This window comes from Streptomyces sp. NPDC088745, from assembly GCF_044751045.1.
Classification (GTDB): domain Bacteria; phylum Actinomycetota; class Actinomycetes; order Streptomycetales; family Streptomycetaceae; genus Streptomyces; species Streptomyces cremeus.
In genome coordinates, this window is sequence record NZ_JBIVLB010000011.1 from 123,550 (window position 1) to 138,381 (window position 14,832).

A 14,832-nucleotide genomic window follows, 5' to 3' on the forward strand; every position below is an offset into this window, starting at 1 on the left:
TTTTCGTGGGCACGTACTGGACCGTGGCCGGATAGGACGCGGCGCTGGCCATGCGCTCGGTATACGGGTCAGGCTGTCGCCCGGGACGGGGCGGCGGCGGGTTGTCCACCGGCCGCCGCCCCTTCCCGCGTCCCGGGACGTACGTCTGCGCCCTACGCCGGCCGCCGCCTCGCGCCTAGCCTGGCCCGTATGCCGATCCGAGCCGTCCTGTGGGACATCGACGACACCCTCTTCGACTACACCTCCGCCGACCTCGCCGGGATGCGCGCCCAGTTCGCCGCCGAGGGGCTGCCCGCCGGGTACGGGAGCGCCGAGCAGGCTCTGGACCGCTGGCGGGAGCTGATGAAGCTGCACTGGGAGCGGTTCGCCGCGGGGGAGTGCACCTTCGAGGAACAGCGCAGGGCCCGGGTGGAGGGCTTCCTGGGCGGCCCGCTGAGCGACCGGGAGGCCGACGACTGGTTCGACCGCCACCGCGTGCACTACGAGCAGGCCTGGGCCCTGTTCCCCGACGCCGTGCCGGTCCTGGACGCTCTCGGCGACGGCTACCGGCATGCGGTGCTCTCGAACTCCAGCCTGACCGTCCAGGAGCGGAAGCTGAAGGCCCTGGGCCTGTGGGACCGCTTCGAGACCGTGCTGTGCGCCGCCGAGCTCGGGGTCTCCAAGCCGGCCCCGGAGGCCTTCCACGCCGCCTGTGACGCGCTCGGGCTGCCGCCCGGAGACGTGGCGTACATCGGGGACGAGCCGGACATCGACGCCCGCGGGGCCGTCGCCGCCGGCCTGACCGGCATCTGGCTGGACCGCACGGGCGCGGGCGGACGGCCCGAGCTGGTGAGCGTCACGGGGCTCGATCAGCTCCCTGACCTGCTGGCGGGCAATACCCGTTTTGGAGCCCCGGGAACCTTCGGGTAATGTTCTTTCTGCGCCGCCCGAGCGGGCCGAGAGGCCCGGCCGGACAGCGCAAACCGAACAAAGACCCCCACTCGGGGGTTGAGTTTTGGTGGGCTATGGTGTAATTGGCAACACTACGGTTTCTGGTACCGTCATTCTAGGTTCGAGTCCTGGTAGCCCAGCTTGCGAGAGCTGTTGAAGTTCGTAGATCAAGACGCAGCTCTGCTAGGGCCCCCGTTGTGTAGCGGCCTAGCACGCCGCCCTCTCAAGGCGGTAGCGCCGGTTCGAATCCGGTCGGGGGTACAGATCCTTTCTTTCCGACACCTTCAGGTCGCTCCTGGATGTATCGACGCGAGGATCGCTAGGGCCCCCGTTGTGTAGCGGCCTAGCACGCCGCCCTCTCAAGGCGGTAGCGCCGGTTCGAATCCGGTCGGGGGTACTGGTTGCACACCAATTCAAAATGGTCTCAACCACCATGGGCTATGGTGTAATTGGCAACACTACGGTTTCTGGTACCGTCATTCTAGGTTCGAGTCCTGGTAGCCCAGCGCAGATCACAACTGCACATAAAGCAAGCCCCCGTTGTGTAGCGGCCTAGCACGCCGCCCTCTCAAGGCGGTAGCGCCGGTTCGAATCCGGTCGGGGGTACGCACCGAAAAGGTCCCGCATCATTGATGCGGGACCTTTTCGCATGTCCGGGCCTGCCGTGGAATTCCCTGGCTCGCCTGCCCGGCGCCGGTCGGGTTCCACGGCGGGCCCGGCACGGCCGAGGCCCCGAACTCCGGTGCGGTGCGCGGGAGTTCGGGGCCTCGGGTGAAGTGGCGTGCGGAAAGGGGAAGTTGCGGGGGAGCGGGGGTCAACTGCCCGAGCGGCGCAGGGACTCCGAGAGGCGGGCCGCCGCGTCGATGACCGCCTGGGCGTGCATCCGGCCCGGGTGGCGGGTCAGGCGCTCGATCGGCCCGGAGACCGACACGGCCGCCACCACGCGGTTGGAGGGTCCGCGCACCGGCGCGGAGACCGAGGCCACGCCCGGCTCGCGCTCGCCGATCGACTGGGCCCAGCCCCGGCGGCGTACCCCGGACAGGGCCGTGGCCGTGAAGCGGGCGCCCTGGAGGCCCCGGTGCAGGCGCTCCGGCTCCTCCCAGGCCATCAGGATCTGCGCGGAGGAGCCGGCCTTCATGGTGAGCGTGGAGCCCACCGGGACGGTGTCCCGCAGTCCGGACAGCCGTTCCGCCGCGGCGACGCAGATGCGCATGTCGCCCTGGCGGCGGTAGAGCTGCGCGCTCTCGCCCGTCACGTCGCGCAGGTGGGTCAGCACCGGTCCCGCGGTGGCCAGGAGGCGGTCCTCGCCGGCCGCGGCGGCCAGTTCGGAGAGCCGGGGGCCGAGAATGAAACGGCCCTGCATGTCCCGGGCCACCAGTCGGTGGTGCTCCAGTGCCACGGCGAGCCGGTGTGCCGTGGGTCGTGCGAGTCCGGTGGCCGCGACCAACCCGGCGAGGGTGGCCGGACCGGACTCCAGGGCGCTCAGCACGAGCGCCGCCTTGTCGAGAACGCCGACGCCGCTAGAGTTGTCCATGCGTCGATACTCGCGTCTCACTCTGTGAAACGCAAGTTCAATTTTCCAACGAACTTGTCACGCTGTACCGGCGGCCACACGAAGGCCCGCGGTCACCGCCCCGTACGGGGGTTCGGGCGGGGTGCACCGACATCTCTAGTTGAGCCGGCAAAGCCGCCGGCCGGAGGGAAAGCGATGGGTAGGACACTCGCGGAGAAGGTCTGGGACGACCACGTCGTCCGGCGTGCCGAAGGGGAGCCCGACCTCCTCTTCATCGACCTTCACCTGCTGCACGAGGTCACCAGCCCGCAGGCCTTCGACGGGCTGCGCAAGAACGGGCGGCGGGTACGGCGCCTGGACCTCACCATCGCCACCGAGGACCACAACACCCCGACCCTCGACATCGACAAGCCGATCGCGGACCCGGTCTCCCGGATCCAGCTGGAGACGCTGCGCAGGAACTGCGCCGAGTTCGGGGTGCGGCTGCACCCGCTGGGCGACGTCGAGCAGGGCGTCGTCCACGTGGTGGGACCGCAGCTCGGACTGACCCAGCCGGGCACCACCGTGGTCTGCGGCGACTCGCACACCTCCACGCACGGCGCGTTCGGCGCGCTGGCCTTCGGCATCGGCACCTCGCAGGTGGAGCACGTCCTGGCCACCCAGACGCTGCCGATGGCCCGCCCCAGGACGATGGCCATCACCGTCGACGGCGAGCTGCCCGCCGAGGTCACCGCCAAGGACCTGATCCTGGCGATCATCGCGAAGATCGGCACCGGCGGCGGCCAGGGCTACGTCCTGGAGTACCGGGGCCCGGCCATCGAGAAGCTGTCGATGGAAGCCCGCATGACCATCTGCAACATGTCGATCGAGGCCGGAGCGCGGGCGGGCATGATCGCCCCCGACGCCACCACCTTCGACTACCTCAAGGGCCGCGACCACGCCCCGGAGGGCGAGGACTGGGACGCCGCCGTGGCGTACTGGAAGACGCTGAGGACGGACGACGACGCGGTCTTCGACGCGGAGGTCGTCATCGACGCCGCCTCGCTGGCCCCGTTCGTCACCTGGGGCACCAACCCCGGCCAGGGCGCCCCGCTGTCGGCCGACGTCCCCGACCCGGCTTCGTACGATGACCCTTCGGAGCGCAACGCCGCCGAAAAGGCCCTGGAGTACATGGGGTTGACGGCAGGGCAGGCGCTGCGCGACATCCGGGTCGACACCGTCTTCGTGGGGTCCTGCACCAATGGCCGTATCGAGGACCTGCGGGCGGCCGCCTCCGTCGTCGAGGGCCGCTCCGTGGCCGACGGCGTGCGGATGCTGGTCGTCCCCGGCTCGGTGCGGGTCGCGCTCCAGGCCATGGACGAGGGCCTGGACAAGGTGTTCACCGCCGCCGGGGCCGAATGGCGGCACGCGGGCTGCTCGATGTGCCTAGGCATGAACCCCGACCAGCTCGCCCCCGGTGAGCGCTCCGCGTCCACCTCCAACCGCAACTTCGAGGGCCGGCAGGGCAAGGGCGGCCGCACCCACCTCGTGTCGCCGCAGGTGGCGGCGGCCACGGCCGTACTGGGCCATTTGGCGTCGCCCGCCGATCTGTCCGACGCAGTCGCAACCGCCCTCGTGGAGGCCTGAGAACCATGGAAGCTTTCACCGCGCACACCGGCCGGGCCGTGCCCCTGCGCCGCTCCAACGTGGACACCGACCAGATCATCCCCGCCCACTGGCTCAAGAAGGTGACCAGGGACGGCTTCGAGGACGGGCTGTTCGAGGCCTGGCGCAAGGACCCGGAGTTCGTGCTCAACAAGCCCGAGCGCCAGGGTGCCTCCGTGCTGGTCGCCGGACCCGACTTCGGCACCGGATCCAGCCGTGAGCACGCCGTCTGGGCCCTGCAGAACTACGGTTTCAAGACAGTTGTCTCCTCCCGTTTCGCGGACATCTTCCGGGGCAATTCGCTCAAGAACGGCCTGCTCACGGTGGTTCTGCCGCAGGAGACCGTGGACCGGCTGTGGTCGCTCACCGAGGCCGACCCGAACGCCGAAATCACGGTTGACCTGCAGGACCGGCAGGTGCGGGCCCAGGGCGTCACGGCCGACTTCGAGTTGGACGAGAACGCCCGCTGGCGGCTGCTCAACGGGCTGGACGACATCTCCATCACCCTCCAGAACGAGGACGCGATCGAGGCGTACGAATCCGGCCGCCCGGCCCACAAGCCGAGTACGATCCGCGCCTGATCCCCCGCCGGACGTCGTTCGAGGGTCGGTTTTCGGCCCCTCCGTAGCCCGTTCGGCCTGAGATCCACGCCTCACTTTCGGCGCCCCCCGCCATTCGTGGCAGGGGGCGCCGAACTGTGTTCCGGGTCTCAACTGCGCTTGTGAGTACATGAGTTGGGCAGTGGGTCGGAAGTGACTTGTGGGGCTGATGGAGCCTGGAATTCCGTTAGTTGCCCCCGGCGGAGGCGACAACTCGCCCCAGATGGCACAATCGGTGCATGGAACGAGACAGCCAACTCAAGCTCCACGAGGCGGTCGCGGACCAACTGAAAGAAGCACACACACGGTTGCGTGCACTGCAAGTCCCGGAGGGCGTACGGATGGCGCTGTCCCGGCAGCTGCTGGCCATATCGGCCGTGGCGAAACACGATCTCGCGACCGCCGACAGGCGTCTGAGCAGGTTGATGAAGGACCTCGACGAAGGCAGATTCCCCGAAGGCGAGTAGCAACTGGGGCTGCGGAACTCCCCTGCGGGCTCCCGTAAGACCTACGACGTTGCGGCACTAGGGTGATTAGCCCGTTTCGTGTTTGATTTGCGGTATATATCTGCCTAACGTGCGAATAAGCCGGACATTTCGTCCCGGCAATGTCTCCGAAGGGGAAGACGTGAACAAGGCCCAGCTCGTAGAAGCGATTGCCGACAAGGTCGGCGGCCGTCAGCAGGCCGCTGACGCCGTGGACGCCGTCCTGGACGCGATCGTCCGCGCCGTCGTCGCCGGCGACCGCGTCTCGGTCACCGGTTTCGGCTCGTTCGAGAAGGTGGACCGTCCGGCCCGCTACGCCCGTAACCCGCAGACGGGTGAGCGCGTCCGGGTCAAGAAGACCTCCGTGCCGCGCTTCCGCGCCGGTCAGGGCTTCAAGGACCTCGTCGCGGGCTCGAAGAAGCTCCCGAAGAACGACGTGGCCGTGAAGAAGGCGCCCAAGGGCAGCCTGTCGGGCGGTTCTTCCACCCGTACGACCGCCAAGGCCGCGGCCAAGAAGGCCACCGCCAAGAAGGCGACCGCGACGAAGAAGGCCACCGCCGCGAAGAAGACCACGCCGACGGCAGCCAAGAAGACCACGGCGACGGCGAAGAAGACCACGGCCAAGAAGGCCACGCCGGCGGCGGCCAAGAAGACCACGGCGACGGCGAAGAAGGCCACCCCGGCCAAGAAGGCCACGGCGACCACCGCCAAGAAGACCACCGCGAAGAACACCGCCCCGGCGAAGAAGGCCACCGCCACCAAGGCCCCGGCCAAGAAGACCACGGCGCGCAAGACCACCGCGAAGAAGACCACCGCCAAGAAGAAGTAGTTCTGGCGACGCGGTACTCACACGCCGGGCCGGGCTCCCTCCGGGGAGCCCGGCCCGCGGTGTTCTCCGGCTGTCGTGTGTCCGGGGGGCGCGACCCAGGCGTTCACAGGGACTCGGCGGCCCCACGGGTCCCGCTCGGAAGGTCTTCAGAAGGTCTGGAGGGTCACCAGGGTGATCCGGGGGACCGGAGCCGCGCCCGCTGTCCCGCGGGCCGTGCCGTCCGCCGTCGCGTCCGCCGTTTCGACGCGTACGCGCTGGCCGGCGCGCAGCAGCCGCAGCCCGCCCGCGTCGAAGGCCGCCGCGTCGAAGGGCACCGGGGTACCGTCGTCGAGCAGCACGCTGCCGCTGCGGGTCTCGGGGTCGTACGTGTAAGCGGTGGCCTGCATGCCGGAAAGCCTAGGCCCTGCCGGGCGGGGACAGCGGCCGGTCCGGGGAGAGCGGGGCCGAAGTCCGGGCGAAGGCGGGGGAGAGGGCGGCGGTGTGCGGGCCCACGCCCAGCGCGAACGCGGCGCGCAGATCGTCGCCGGTGTCCACGTCCTGCCGTACGGAATCCACCAATTCGAGCAGCAGCTCCTCGGCGCCCGAAATCATGTGCCGGATGCGCGAAGGTCCCCCGAACGAGGGCAGGAATTCCACTTCTGGCGCAGTGGAAAGGAATGTGGTTCCGATTCCGGCGGCGTCGGCCAGAAATGCGCGCGGAAATTCCGCCGCCCGGTCGAGCACCCGCCGCAATTCGGCGGGCCGCAGTGCGGGCAGGTCCGCGTTGAGCGCCGCGACGGAAGCGGCGGGGCGGCGGGACCGCACCGTGCGCACACCGTGTGCCAGCGCGGCGTTGAGGCCGGCGGCCGGGGTGTCGGCGAGGACGCGGGCGCCCAACTCCGTGAGCGCGGCGGCGGCCGTGGCGTCGTCCGTGACGACCACCACATCGCGGACCGCGTCGCAGGCCAGCGCGGCGGCCACGGTGTCCTGCGCGAACGCCAGCGCCAGACCCGGCCGCAGCGCCTCTCCGGCGGCGGGCGCGAGCCTGCTTTTCGCCCGTGCCAAGGGCTTCAGCGGCACCACCAGGGACCAGCGGGGGGTCCGGAACGCGTTCAGGGGACGGACCTTTCTTGCCGGACGCCCGGCCGGGCGGCGCGAGGGGTCAGGGGGGGCGGACGGGCCCATTGTCGCCCCGGGCCCGACCGGCCAGGAGGCCCGGCCCCCGGACCGGGGCGTACGGTGTTCTCGACAGACGAGGGACCCGGGGCGACACTTGTCCGCCTGAACCAGGCGCACAAGTGCACACGGGGTGCAGTGGCCAGGGTCCCGAAGGAAGGTGTCCCGAGTGTCCCGCCGCAGAATCGGCTTCTGGTACCGCCTGGCCGCGGTCATCGCCAAACCCCCGCTGCTTGTGCTCTTCAAGCGGGACTGGCGCGGAATGGAGCACATTCCGGCGGACGGCGGCTTCATCACCGCCGTGAACCACAACTCCTACGCGGACCCCCTGTCGTACGCGCACTGGCAGTACAACACCGGCCGCGTGCCGCGCTTCCTGGCCAAGGCGGGCCTGTTCAAGACGCCCTTCGTCGGCATGATGCTGCGCGGCACCGGCCAGATCCCGGTCTACCGCGAGACCACCGACGCGATGAACGCCTTCCGGGCCGCCATCGCGGCCGTCGAGCGCGGCGAGTGCGTCGCCTTCTACCCGGAGGGCACCCTCACCCGCGACCCCGACATGTGGCCGATGGCCGGCAAGACCGGCGCCGCCCGCGTGGCCCTGCAGACCAAAGCGCCCGTGATCCCGGTCGCCCAGTGGGGCGCGAACCTCGCCATGCCGCCGTACGCCAAGGGCAAGAAGACGCACTTCTTCCCGCGCAAGACCCTCCAGGTGCAGGCCGGGCCGCCGGTCGACCTGGAGCGGTTCTACGACAAGGAACCCACGCCGGACGTGCTCCGCGAGGCGACCGAGGTCATCATGGCCGCCATCACCGAACTCCTCGCGGAGGTCCGGCAGGAGCCGGTGCCCGCCGAGGTGTACGACCACCGCAAGGCCCGGGCCGAGCAGCGACGCAGGGCCCTGGAGAAGAAGAAACAGCAGCAGCAGTCGGGGGAGAACGCCAAGTGACACGGGTCGCCGTCTTCGGCAACGGCTCCTGGGGGACCGCCTTCGCCATGGTGCTCGCCGACGCGGGCTGCGAGGTGTCCCTGTGGGGCCGCAACGCCGCCCGCGCGGAGGTCGTCAACGCCACGCGGAGCAACCCCGACTACCTGCCCGGGGTGCGGCTCCCCGACGGCATCACCGCCACCGCGGACGCCGCGGAGGCCGCCGCGGGCGTGGACTTCGCCGTGCTGTGCATCCCCTCGCAGACGCTGCGGGAGAACCTGAGCGGCTGGAAGGACCTCCTGCCGGCCGACTCGGTCCTCGTGTCGCTGATGAAGGGCGTCGAACTCGGCACCGCCAAGCGCATGAGCGAGGTCATCGCCGAGGTCGCCAAGGTCCCCGAGGAACGGGTCGCCGTGCTCTCCGGGCCCAACCTGTCCAAGGAGATCGCCGCCCGGCACCCCGCCGCCGCCGTGGTCGCCTGCCGCGACGAGGAGGCCGCCGTACGGTTCCAGGCGGCCTGCCACACCCCGTACTTCCGCCCGTACACCACCACCGACGTGGTCGGCGTGGAGCTGGGCGGCGCGGTCAAGAACGTCATCGCGCTGGCCGTTGGCATCACCAACGGCATGGGCATGGGCGACAACACCAAGGCCTCCCTCATCACCCGCGGCCTCGCCGAGACCACCCGGCTGGGCCTGGCGATGGGCGCCGACGCGCACACCTTCGCCGGGCTCGCGGGCATGGGCGACCTGGTCGCCACCTGCTCGTCGCCGCTGTCGCGCAACAACACCTTCGGCACGAACCTGGGGCGCGGCATGACCCTCCAGGAGGCCGTCGCCGCCACCAAGCAGACCGCCGAGGGCGTCAAGTCCTGCGAGTCCGTACTGGATCTGGCGCGGCGGCACGGCGTCGAGATGCCGATCACCGAGACGGTGGTGAGCATCGTCCACGAGGGCAAGCCGCCGCTGGTCGCGGTGAAGGAGCTGATGTCGCGCAGCGCCAAGCCGGAACGCTGAATTCCGCAGTGCGTCCACGACGGATGCGCCGGGGCTCCTCGGGTACCCTCAAGCCGATATGAGCAGCCAGAACCTTCCCCAGAGCCCTGACCAGGAGCCCCGCAAGCCGCGTGTGGCCGTCGTCTTCGGCGGCCGCAGCTCCGAGCACGGCATCTCGGTCGTCACGGCCGGCGCCGTCATGCGGGCCATCGACCGCGAGAAGTACGACGTGCTGCCGATCGGCATCACGCTGGACGGGCGGTGGGTGCTGGCCGCCGACGAACCCGACCGGATGGCGATCACCGACCGCCGGGTCCCCAACGTCGAGCAGCTCACCGACGCCTCCGAGGCCTCCGTCGTGCTGTCCGTGGACCCCGGCAACCGCGAGGTCGTGTACAGCGAGCCGGGTTCCGTGCCCAAGGCGCTCGGCGAGGTCGACGTCGTCTTCCCGGTCCTGCACGGTCCGTACGGAGAGGACGGCACCCTCCAGGGACTCCTCGAGCTGTCCGGCGTTCCGTACGTCGGCGCGGGCGTGCTCTCCTCGGCCGTCGGCCAGGACAAGGAGTACATGAAGCGGGTCTTCACCTCCTTCGGGCTGCCGGTCGGCCCGTACCTGGTCGTCCGGCCCCGCGAGTGGGCCGCCGACCCCTCGGCCGCGCGCAAGCGGATCGTGGACTTCGCCGGGGAGCACGGCTGGCCGCTGTTCGTGAAGCCCGCGCGGGGCGGCTCCTCGATGGGCATCACCAAGGTGAACGACCTCTCGGGGCTGGACGAGGCGATCGAGGAGGCCCAGCGCCACGACCCGAAGGTGCTGGTCGAGTCGCTGCTCACCGGGCGCGAGATCGAGTGCGGGGTGCTGGAGTTCGAGGACGGGCCGCGGGCGAGCGTGCCCGCCGAGATCCCGCCGGTCTCCGCACACGACTTCTACGACTTCGAGGCCAAGTACATCGACTCGGCGGCCGGCATCGTCCCCGCGCCGCTGACGGCGGAGCAGACCGCCGAACTCCAGCGGCTCGCGGTCGCGGCCTTCGACGCGGCGTCCTGCGAGGGCCTGGTGAGGGCGGACTTCTTCCTCCAGGACAACGGCGAGTTCGTGATCAACGAGATCAACACAATGCCGGGCTTCACGCCGATCTCGATGTACCCGCGCATGTGGCAGGAGTCCGGCGTCTCCTATCCGGAGCTGGTGGACCTGCTGGTCCAGGCGGCCCTGCGCCGCTCCACCGGCCTGCGCTGAGCCTCCGGCGACCGGGGCCGGTCCGCCGTCGCGCGGACCGGCCCGGCCGTCCGGCGGATCAGCCGTCGGGTCCTGCTGGGACGGGCCGCTCGGCCTAGCCGGGCGGATCAGTCGTCGATGGTCTTGGGGATCGACTTCTCGACGGGCTTCGCGAAGTCGACCAGGATGCTCGCGTCCGGGTGGTACGAGGCGGGGACCAGCAGTTCCACGTACGCCTCGCGGTAGCGGGAGATGAACCGGATCCCGTCGTCGCCCCGGTCGTCGACGACCCAGCCGACCCCGTCGACCTCCGCCGCGTTGTTCTCCGGATCCATCGCTTCGGCGGGCCGTTCGATCCCGCAGCGCAGTACGATCGCGGGGTCGCCCCAGGCCGCCGTGTACGGGGAATCGGGCGACACGTCGCGGCGCGCCACGTCGTCCATGACCTTGGTCGGCAGCTCCTCGTGGAGCGCCTCGCAGTACCCCGCGGCCTCGGTGTCCGGCGAAGGAACCGCCACGACGGCCGCACCGCCCGCGGGGGAGCAGGCGACGGCCGCCGACAGCAGAAGCGCTGCGGCGGCCGAGGCACGGCGGAGCCGGTGGGTCGAGGAAGCCATGCGGCCAAGCGTAGACGGGGCTACAAGTGGACGACCGGGCAGGTCAGAGTGCGTGTGATGCCGTCCACCTGCTGGATCTTGGCGACGACCATGCGGCCGAGCTCGTCCACGGTGTCCGACTGGGCCCGCACGATCACGTCGTAGGGTCCTGTCACGTCCTCGGCCTGGATGACTCCCGTTATCTTGCCGATCATGTCGGCGACCGTCGAAGCCTTGCCGACTTCGGTCTGGATGAGGATGTACGCCTGTACCACGGAACCTCCAAGGCGGCCACGAGGATCATGTGGGGTGGGGAAAGAGACGCCACCGTACCGTGTCGTCGCGGGCGGTGGGGAGACCTGCGCGGCCGGTCGCGCCCGTACGCCCGAGGCGCTCGCGGCGTGCGGCGAACAGAAGTTGACGTACGTGTTGACGGTACCTAGAGCAGTGCTGGCTCGCGACCGCAAGCGCACTGGGGCAGAAGGGGCACATTCATGAAGGGCACCGTGGGAGAGCTGGGAGAGTTCGGCCTCATCAGAGAGCTGACCTCCCGCCTCACCTCCACCCCGGCCGTGCGGCTCGGGCCCGGCGACGACGCGGCGGTCGTCGCGGCGCCGGACCGGCGGGTCGTCGCGAGCACCGACATCCTCCTGGAGGGGCGGCACTTCCGGCGCGACTGGTCGACGGCGTACGACGTGGGCCGCAAGGCCGCCGCCCAGAACCTCGCCGACATCGCCGCCATGGGCGCCGTGCCGACCGCCCTGCTGCTGGGGCTGGTCGTCCCCGCCGAGCTTCCGGCGACCTGGCCGACCGAACTGATGGACGGGCTGCGCGACGAGTGCCAGGTCGCGGGCGCGGCGGTGGTCGGCGGGGACGTGGTGCGCGGTGACACCATCACCGTCGCGATCACCGCGCTCGGCGACCTGCGCAACCACGAGCCGGTCGTACGCTCCGGGGCCCGCCCCGGTGACGTCGTCGCGGTGACCGGGTGGCTCGGCTGGTCGGCGGCGGGGCACGCGGTCCTCTCCCGCGGCTTCCGCTCGCCGCGCGCCTTCGTCGAGGCGCACCGCAGGCCCGAGCCGCCGTACCACGCGGGCCCCGCGGCCGCCGGGCTCGGCGCGACCGCGATGACCGACGTCAGCGACGGCCTGGTCGCCGACCTCGGGCACATCGCGGAGGCGTCGAAGGTCCGCATCGACCTGCGCTCGGGCCTCATCGACATCCCGACCCAGATGTCGGACATCGGGCAGGCGGTCGGCGTGGACCCCATCCAGTGGGTGCTGACCGGGGGGGAGGACCACGCGATCGTGGCCACCTTCCCGCCGGACGTGAAGCTCCCCGCCCGCTGGAAGGTCATCGGCGAGGTCCTGAACCCCTCCGCGCTGCCGCAGGTGACGGTCGACGGGGCGCCCTGGACCAACAAGGGCGGCTGGGACCACTTCGGCGACATCGAGGGCTGATCCGCTCCCCGGGGGGCGCGTTACATTCGCAGGTATGCGAATAACTCCTGCCGCACGTCACGGCGTGCTCCCCTGCGTGCTGACCGTCGCCGGCTCCGACTCCGGCGGCGGTGCGGGCATCCAGGCGGACCTGAAGACGATGCTGGCCCTGGGCGTGCACGGGATGAGCGTGCTGACCGCCGTCACCGCCCAGAACTCCCTGGGCGTGCAGGGGGTTTGGGACCTGCCGGTGGAAGCGGTGCGCGCCCAGTACCGCAGCGTCGTCGACGACATCGGGGTGCAGGCCGTGAAGACCGGCATGCTGTCGTCCGCCGAACTGGTGGAGGAGGTGGCGGGCCTGCTGGCCACCACCGACGCGCCGGTCGTCGTGGACCCGGTGGGCGTCTCCAAGCACGGGGACTCCCTGCTCGCCCCCTCGGCGGTGGAGTCCGTGCGCAAGCACCTCCTGCCGACGGCCACCGTCACCACCCCGAACCTCGACGAGGTGGCCCAACTCACCGGCGTACGGGTGGAGTCGGAGGAGGGGATGCGGGAGGCGGCGGACGCGCTGCTGGCCTGCGGGCCGCGCTGGGTGCTGATCAAGGGCGGCCATCTCCCTGGCGACGCCGTCGACTTGCTCACCGACGGCGCCGAGGAGCACTGGCTGCGCGCCCCGCGGTACGACAACCGCCATACGCACGGCACCGGTTGCACGCTCGCCTCCGCGATCGCCTCGGGTCTGGCCAAGGGACTGGACGTGCCGCAGGCGGTCTCCGCCGCGAAGGAGTACGTCACGGAGGCCATCGCGGCGGGCTTCGCGCTCGGCGCGGGCATCGGCCCGGTCGACCACGGGTGGCGGCTGCGGAACCCGGCGGAGGGCGCGGGGCGGGAGTAGTTCGGGGGAGCCGGTCAGGGGTAGTCCCGCAGCACGATGTCGGTGGCCGCCCGCTGGGTCAGCCGCTGGAAGAACCCGGCCAGGGGGCGCGCGGCGAGCACGCGGTACATGAAGTCCCGCTGCCGGATTCCGCGGGCGGTGGGCGGCGCGAGGAAGGGGCCCGCGTTGCCGGCGATCTTCTGGCAGCCCTTGGCGAAGTCGCGGAACTCCGCCTCGTACGCGGCGAAGGCGGTGCGGTGGTCGCCGCCCGCCGCGGCGAGCTCCCCGGCCAGGACGTACGCGGCGACGATCGCCGCGCCCGTGCCCATGCCGCCCATGGTCGCCCCGTATCCCGCGTCCCCCACCAGCACCACCCGCCCGACGGACAGCCGGTCCACGTGGATCTGCGCGATGGCGTCGAAGTAGAGCTCGTCGGGGGAGGTGAGCCGGGCCAGCGCTTCGAGGACGTGCCCGGTCTCCCACCCCATCCCCCGGAACCTCTCCGTCAGGATCTTCTGCTGCTGGGCGAGGTCGCGGCGGTCGACGTCGAGCCGCTCGGCGCAGGAGAAGACGAGGGAGGCCCCGGCGCGGGCGGGGTCGCCGTCGGCGTTGCCGATGCCCACCATGCGGCCGGGGTCGCTGTGGAGCCGGGCGGTGCGGTCGAGCCCGAGGTGGTTGGGGACGTCGAACCCGGCGACGTAATAGCCGAGGTACGTCAGGTACCGGGACTCGTCGCCGAAGGCGAGGGCACGGGTGCGCGAGTGCAGGCCGTCGGCGCCGACCACGAGGTCGAAGGTGCGGGGAGCGTTTTTCTCGAAGGTGACGTCGACGCCGGTCGGGGTCTCGTGGAGGGTGGCGACGGAGTCCGCGAAGACGTAACGGACGTTGTCCAGGTCCTTGGTCCGCTCGTACATGATCGCGGCCAGGCTGCCGCGGGCGATCTCGACGTCGCCGCTCATCATGGCGGCGGGCAGGTCGACGCGGGGGGTGCCGTCGGCGTCGACGACGGTCTGCACGCCCATGTGCGTCTGCCGGGCGTGCACCTCGTCCCAGATCCCCATGTCCTGGAGGACCGTGCGGTGCACATGCCCCCGGAAGTCGACGGCGAAGCCGCCGGGGCGCAGGGCGGGGGCCTTCTCGACGACGGTGACGCGGGCTCCGCGCCGGGCGAGCTGGAGGGCGAGGGCGGGGCCGGCGATGCTGGCGCCGGAGATGAGGACGTGGAGGTGGGCGAGGGCCTGGGACTGCGGTCGCGGTGTCATGCCCCGGAGCGTGCCGCCCGGCCCTTACCACCGGCTGACCGGCGCCTGACGGCACGGCTGAGCCCTGCCCGCCGCTCCGCCCGGGGGGCGCGGGGAACTGCGCGCTCAGCCACGACGCACTCGCACGGCTCCCACCGGGGGTGGTGCCCCTTCAGGGGCGCGGGGAACTGCGCGACCAGCCACGACGCATCCGCAGTGAACCCTGGGCAGCCGCGCGGCGAGCGCTTTAGGGAAAGGGGCGGGTCCGGGGCCTCTCCTACCCGAGCCCGGCGGGGCTGAGGCGTCCGGCACAGGTGCTGGGCTCTCGGCCCTTGCGGAGGAGCGTGCCCGGCGCAGGTGCTCACGCAGGGGGCGGCACCCGGGTGGG

16 protein-coding genes and 5 tRNA genes are annotated in these 14,832 nt (G+C 71.1%); 15 read left to right on the top strand and 6 right to left on the bottom strand.

Going from position 1 to position 14,832, the window contains the following annotated elements:
• Positions 1-189: 189 nt before the first annotated feature.
• The 6 genes from ACIP93_RS26190 (at position 190) to ACIP93_RS26215 (ending at position 1,536) form a co-directional block, all read left to right on the top strand.
• Positions 190-909: an HAD family hydrolase gene (locus ACIP93_RS26190; RefSeq protein ID WP_345228170.1), complete on the top strand. Its 720-nt coding sequence runs from the start codon at positions 190-192 to the stop codon at positions 907-909.
• 89 nt (positions 910-998) lie between these two features.
• Positions 999-1,070 (top strand) — tRNA-Gln (locus ACIP93_RS26195).
• A 48-nt stretch (positions 1,071-1,118) separates the two neighbouring features.
• Positions 1,119-1,191 (top strand) — tRNA-Glu (locus tag ACIP93_RS26200).
• A 63-nt stretch (positions 1,192-1,254) separates the two neighbouring features.
• Positions 1,255-1,327, top strand: a tRNA-Glu gene (locus ACIP93_RS26205).
• Between the two features lie 37 nt (positions 1,328-1,364).
• Positions 1,365-1,436, top strand: a tRNA-Gln gene (locus tag ACIP93_RS26210).
• Between the two features lie 27 nt (positions 1,437-1,463).
• Positions 1,464-1,536: transfer RNA gene (locus tag ACIP93_RS26215), tRNA-Glu, on the top strand.
• Between the two features lie 208 nt (positions 1,537-1,744).
• Here the strand turns inward: ACIP93_RS26215 and ndgR are convergent.
• Entirely contained in the window at positions 1,745-2,464 is a 720-nt protein-coding gene (gene ndgR / locus ACIP93_RS26220) for an IclR family transcriptional regulator NdgR (RefSeq protein ID WP_189825801.1), read from the bottom strand.
• Between the two features lie 174 nt (positions 2,465-2,638).
• Here ndgR and leuC point away from each other — a divergent pair, with 174 nt between their 5' ends.
• The 4 genes from leuC to ACIP93_RS26240 all read left to right on the top strand — a co-directional run bounded on the left by leuC (position 2,639) and on the right by ACIP93_RS26240 (position 6,000).
• Positions 2,639-4,069 carry a 3-isopropylmalate dehydratase large subunit gene (gene leuC, locus ACIP93_RS26225; protein WP_345228166.1) on the top strand — a complete coding sequence of 477 codons (1,431 nt, stop codon included), beginning with the start codon at positions 2,639-2,641 and terminating at the stop codon, positions 4,067-4,069.
• Between the two features lie 5 nt (positions 4,070-4,074).
• Positions 4,075-4,668 (top strand): 3-isopropylmalate dehydratase small subunit, encoded by a 594-nt coding sequence (gene leuD, locus ACIP93_RS26230; RefSeq protein WP_345228164.1) that lies wholly within the window; start codon positions 4,075-4,077, stop codon positions 4,666-4,668.
• 257 nt (positions 4,669-4,925) lie between these two features.
• Positions 4,926-5,153, top strand: coding sequence for a hypothetical protein (locus ACIP93_RS26235; RefSeq protein WP_345228162.1), 228 nt, complete (start codon positions 4,926-4,928; stop codon positions 5,151-5,153).
• 160 nt (positions 5,154-5,313) lie between these two features.
• Positions 5,314-6,000, top strand: coding sequence for an HU family DNA-binding protein (locus ACIP93_RS26240; RefSeq protein WP_401762178.1), 687 nt, complete (start codon positions 5,314-5,316; stop codon positions 5,998-6,000).
• A 146-nt stretch (positions 6,001-6,146) separates the two neighbouring features.
• Here the strand turns inward: ACIP93_RS26240 and ACIP93_RS26245 are convergent, their stop codons facing one another.
• Together ACIP93_RS26245 and cofC are read right to left on the bottom strand one after the other, a co-directional pair.
• Positions 6,147-6,386 carry a hypothetical protein gene (locus ACIP93_RS26245; RefSeq protein WP_345228156.1) on the bottom strand — a complete coding sequence of 80 codons (240 nt, stop codon included), beginning with the start codon at positions 6,384-6,386 and terminating at the stop codon, positions 6,147-6,149.
• Positions 6,387-6,396: 10 nt separating this feature from the next.
• Positions 6,397-7,164: a 2-phospho-L-lactate guanylyltransferase gene (gene cofC, locus ACIP93_RS26250; RefSeq protein WP_401762181.1), complete on the bottom strand. Its 768-nt coding sequence runs from the start codon at positions 7,162-7,164 to the stop codon at positions 6,397-6,399.
• 160 nt (positions 7,165-7,324) lie between these two features.
• On the opposite strand from cofC, the gene ACIP93_RS26255 reads away from it, so the two are divergent.
• From ACIP93_RS26255 to ACIP93_RS26265, 3 genes are read left to right on the top strand one after another with little or no spacing between them, the layout of a single operon-like run.
• Positions 7,325-8,104 (top strand): lysophospholipid acyltransferase family protein, encoded by a 780-nt coding sequence (locus ACIP93_RS26255; protein ID WP_345228154.1) that lies wholly within the window; start codon positions 7,325-7,327, stop codon positions 8,102-8,104.
• Positions 8,101-9,099, top strand: a complete 999-nt coding sequence (locus ACIP93_RS26260; RefSeq protein ID WP_345228152.1) for an NAD(P)H-dependent glycerol-3-phosphate dehydrogenase — start codon at positions 8,101-8,103, stop codon at positions 9,097-9,099. Before ACIP93_RS26255 ends, ACIP93_RS26260 begins: the two co-directional genes overlap by 4 nt.
• Positions 9,100-9,157: 58 nt before the next feature.
• Positions 9,158-10,315: a D-alanine--D-alanine ligase family protein gene (locus tag ACIP93_RS26265; protein ID WP_345228150.1), complete on the top strand. Its 1,158-nt coding sequence runs from the start codon at positions 9,158-9,160 to the stop codon at positions 10,313-10,315.
• A 107-nt stretch (positions 10,316-10,422) separates the two neighbouring features.
• On the opposite strand, the gene ACIP93_RS26270 is transcribed toward ACIP93_RS26265, so the two are convergent.
• Positions 10,423-10,911, bottom strand: a complete 489-nt coding sequence (locus ACIP93_RS26270) for a DUF3515 domain-containing protein (RefSeq protein ID WP_401762185.1) — start codon at positions 10,909-10,911, stop codon at positions 10,423-10,425.
• A gap of 20 nt (positions 10,912-10,931) precedes the next feature.
• Positions 10,932-11,165: an Lrp/AsnC ligand binding domain-containing protein gene (locus ACIP93_RS26275; RefSeq protein WP_345228146.1), complete on the bottom strand. Its 234-nt coding sequence runs from the start codon at positions 11,163-11,165 to the stop codon at positions 10,932-10,934.
• A gap of 219 nt (positions 11,166-11,384) precedes the next feature.
• Here ACIP93_RS26275 and ACIP93_RS26280 point away from each other — a divergent pair, with 219 nt between their 5' ends.
• Both ACIP93_RS26280 and thiD read left to right on the top strand, forming a co-directional pair.
• Positions 11,385-12,350: a thiamine-phosphate kinase gene (locus ACIP93_RS26280; protein ID WP_189825813.1), complete on the top strand. Its 966-nt coding sequence runs from the start codon at positions 11,385-11,387 to the stop codon at positions 12,348-12,350.
• A 34-nt stretch (positions 12,351-12,384) separates the two neighbouring features.
• Complete coding sequence (gene thiD / locus ACIP93_RS26285) at positions 12,385-13,224, top strand: bifunctional hydroxymethylpyrimidine kinase/phosphomethylpyrimidine kinase (RefSeq protein ID WP_345228141.1); 840 nt, start codon at positions 12,385-12,387, stop codon at positions 13,222-13,224.
• A gap of 14 nt (positions 13,225-13,238) precedes the next feature.
• Here thiD and ACIP93_RS26290 read toward each other — a convergent pair whose 3' ends face one another.
• Positions 13,239-14,465, bottom strand: coding sequence for an FAD-dependent monooxygenase (locus ACIP93_RS26290; RefSeq protein ID WP_401762190.1), 1,227 nt, complete (start codon positions 14,463-14,465; stop codon positions 13,239-13,241).
• Positions 14,466-14,832 lie beyond the last annotated feature (367 nt).

Bases quoted from the DNA above. Each gene is read 5' to 3' on its own strand.
- ACIP93_RS26190 (WP_345228170.1), top strand. From the start codon at position 190: ATGCCGATCCGAGCCGTCCTGTGGGACATCGACGACACCCTCTTCGAC.
- ndgR (WP_189825801.1), bottom strand. From the start codon at position 2,464: ATGGACAACTCTAGCGGCGTCGGCGTTCTCGACAAGGCGGCGCTCGTG.
- leuC (WP_345228166.1), top strand. From the start codon at position 2,639: ATGGGTAGGACACTCGCGGAGAAGGTCTGGGACGACCACGTCGTCCGG.
- leuD (WP_345228164.1), top strand. From the start codon at position 4,075: ATGGAAGCTTTCACCGCGCACACCGGCCGGGCCGTGCCCCTGCGCCGC.
- ACIP93_RS26235 (WP_345228162.1), top strand. From the start codon at position 4,926: ATGGAACGAGACAGCCAACTCAAGCTCCACGAGGCGGTCGCGGACCAA.
- ACIP93_RS26245 (WP_345228156.1), bottom strand. From the start codon at position 6,386: ATGCAGGCCACCGCTTACACGTACGACCCCGAGACCCGCAGCGGCAGC.
- cofC (WP_401762181.1), bottom strand. From the start codon at position 7,164: ATGGGCCCGTCCGCCCCCCCTGACCCCTCGCGCCGCCCGGCCGGGCGT.
- ACIP93_RS26265 (WP_345228150.1), top strand. From the start codon at position 9,158: ATGAGCAGCCAGAACCTTCCCCAGAGCCCTGACCAGGAGCCCCGCAAG.
- ACIP93_RS26270 (WP_401762185.1), bottom strand. From the start codon at position 10,911: ATGGCTTCCTCGACCCACCGGCTCCGCCGTGCCTCGGCCGCCGCAGCG.
- ACIP93_RS26280 (WP_189825813.1), top strand. From the start codon at position 11,385: ATGAAGGGCACCGTGGGAGAGCTGGGAGAGTTCGGCCTCATCAGAGAG.
- thiD (WP_345228141.1), top strand. From the start codon at position 12,385: ATGCGAATAACTCCTGCCGCACGTCACGGCGTGCTCCCCTGCGTGCTG.
- ACIP93_RS26290 (WP_401762190.1), bottom strand. From the start codon at position 14,465: ATGACACCGCGACCGCAGTCCCAGGCCCTCGCCCACCTCCACGTCCTC.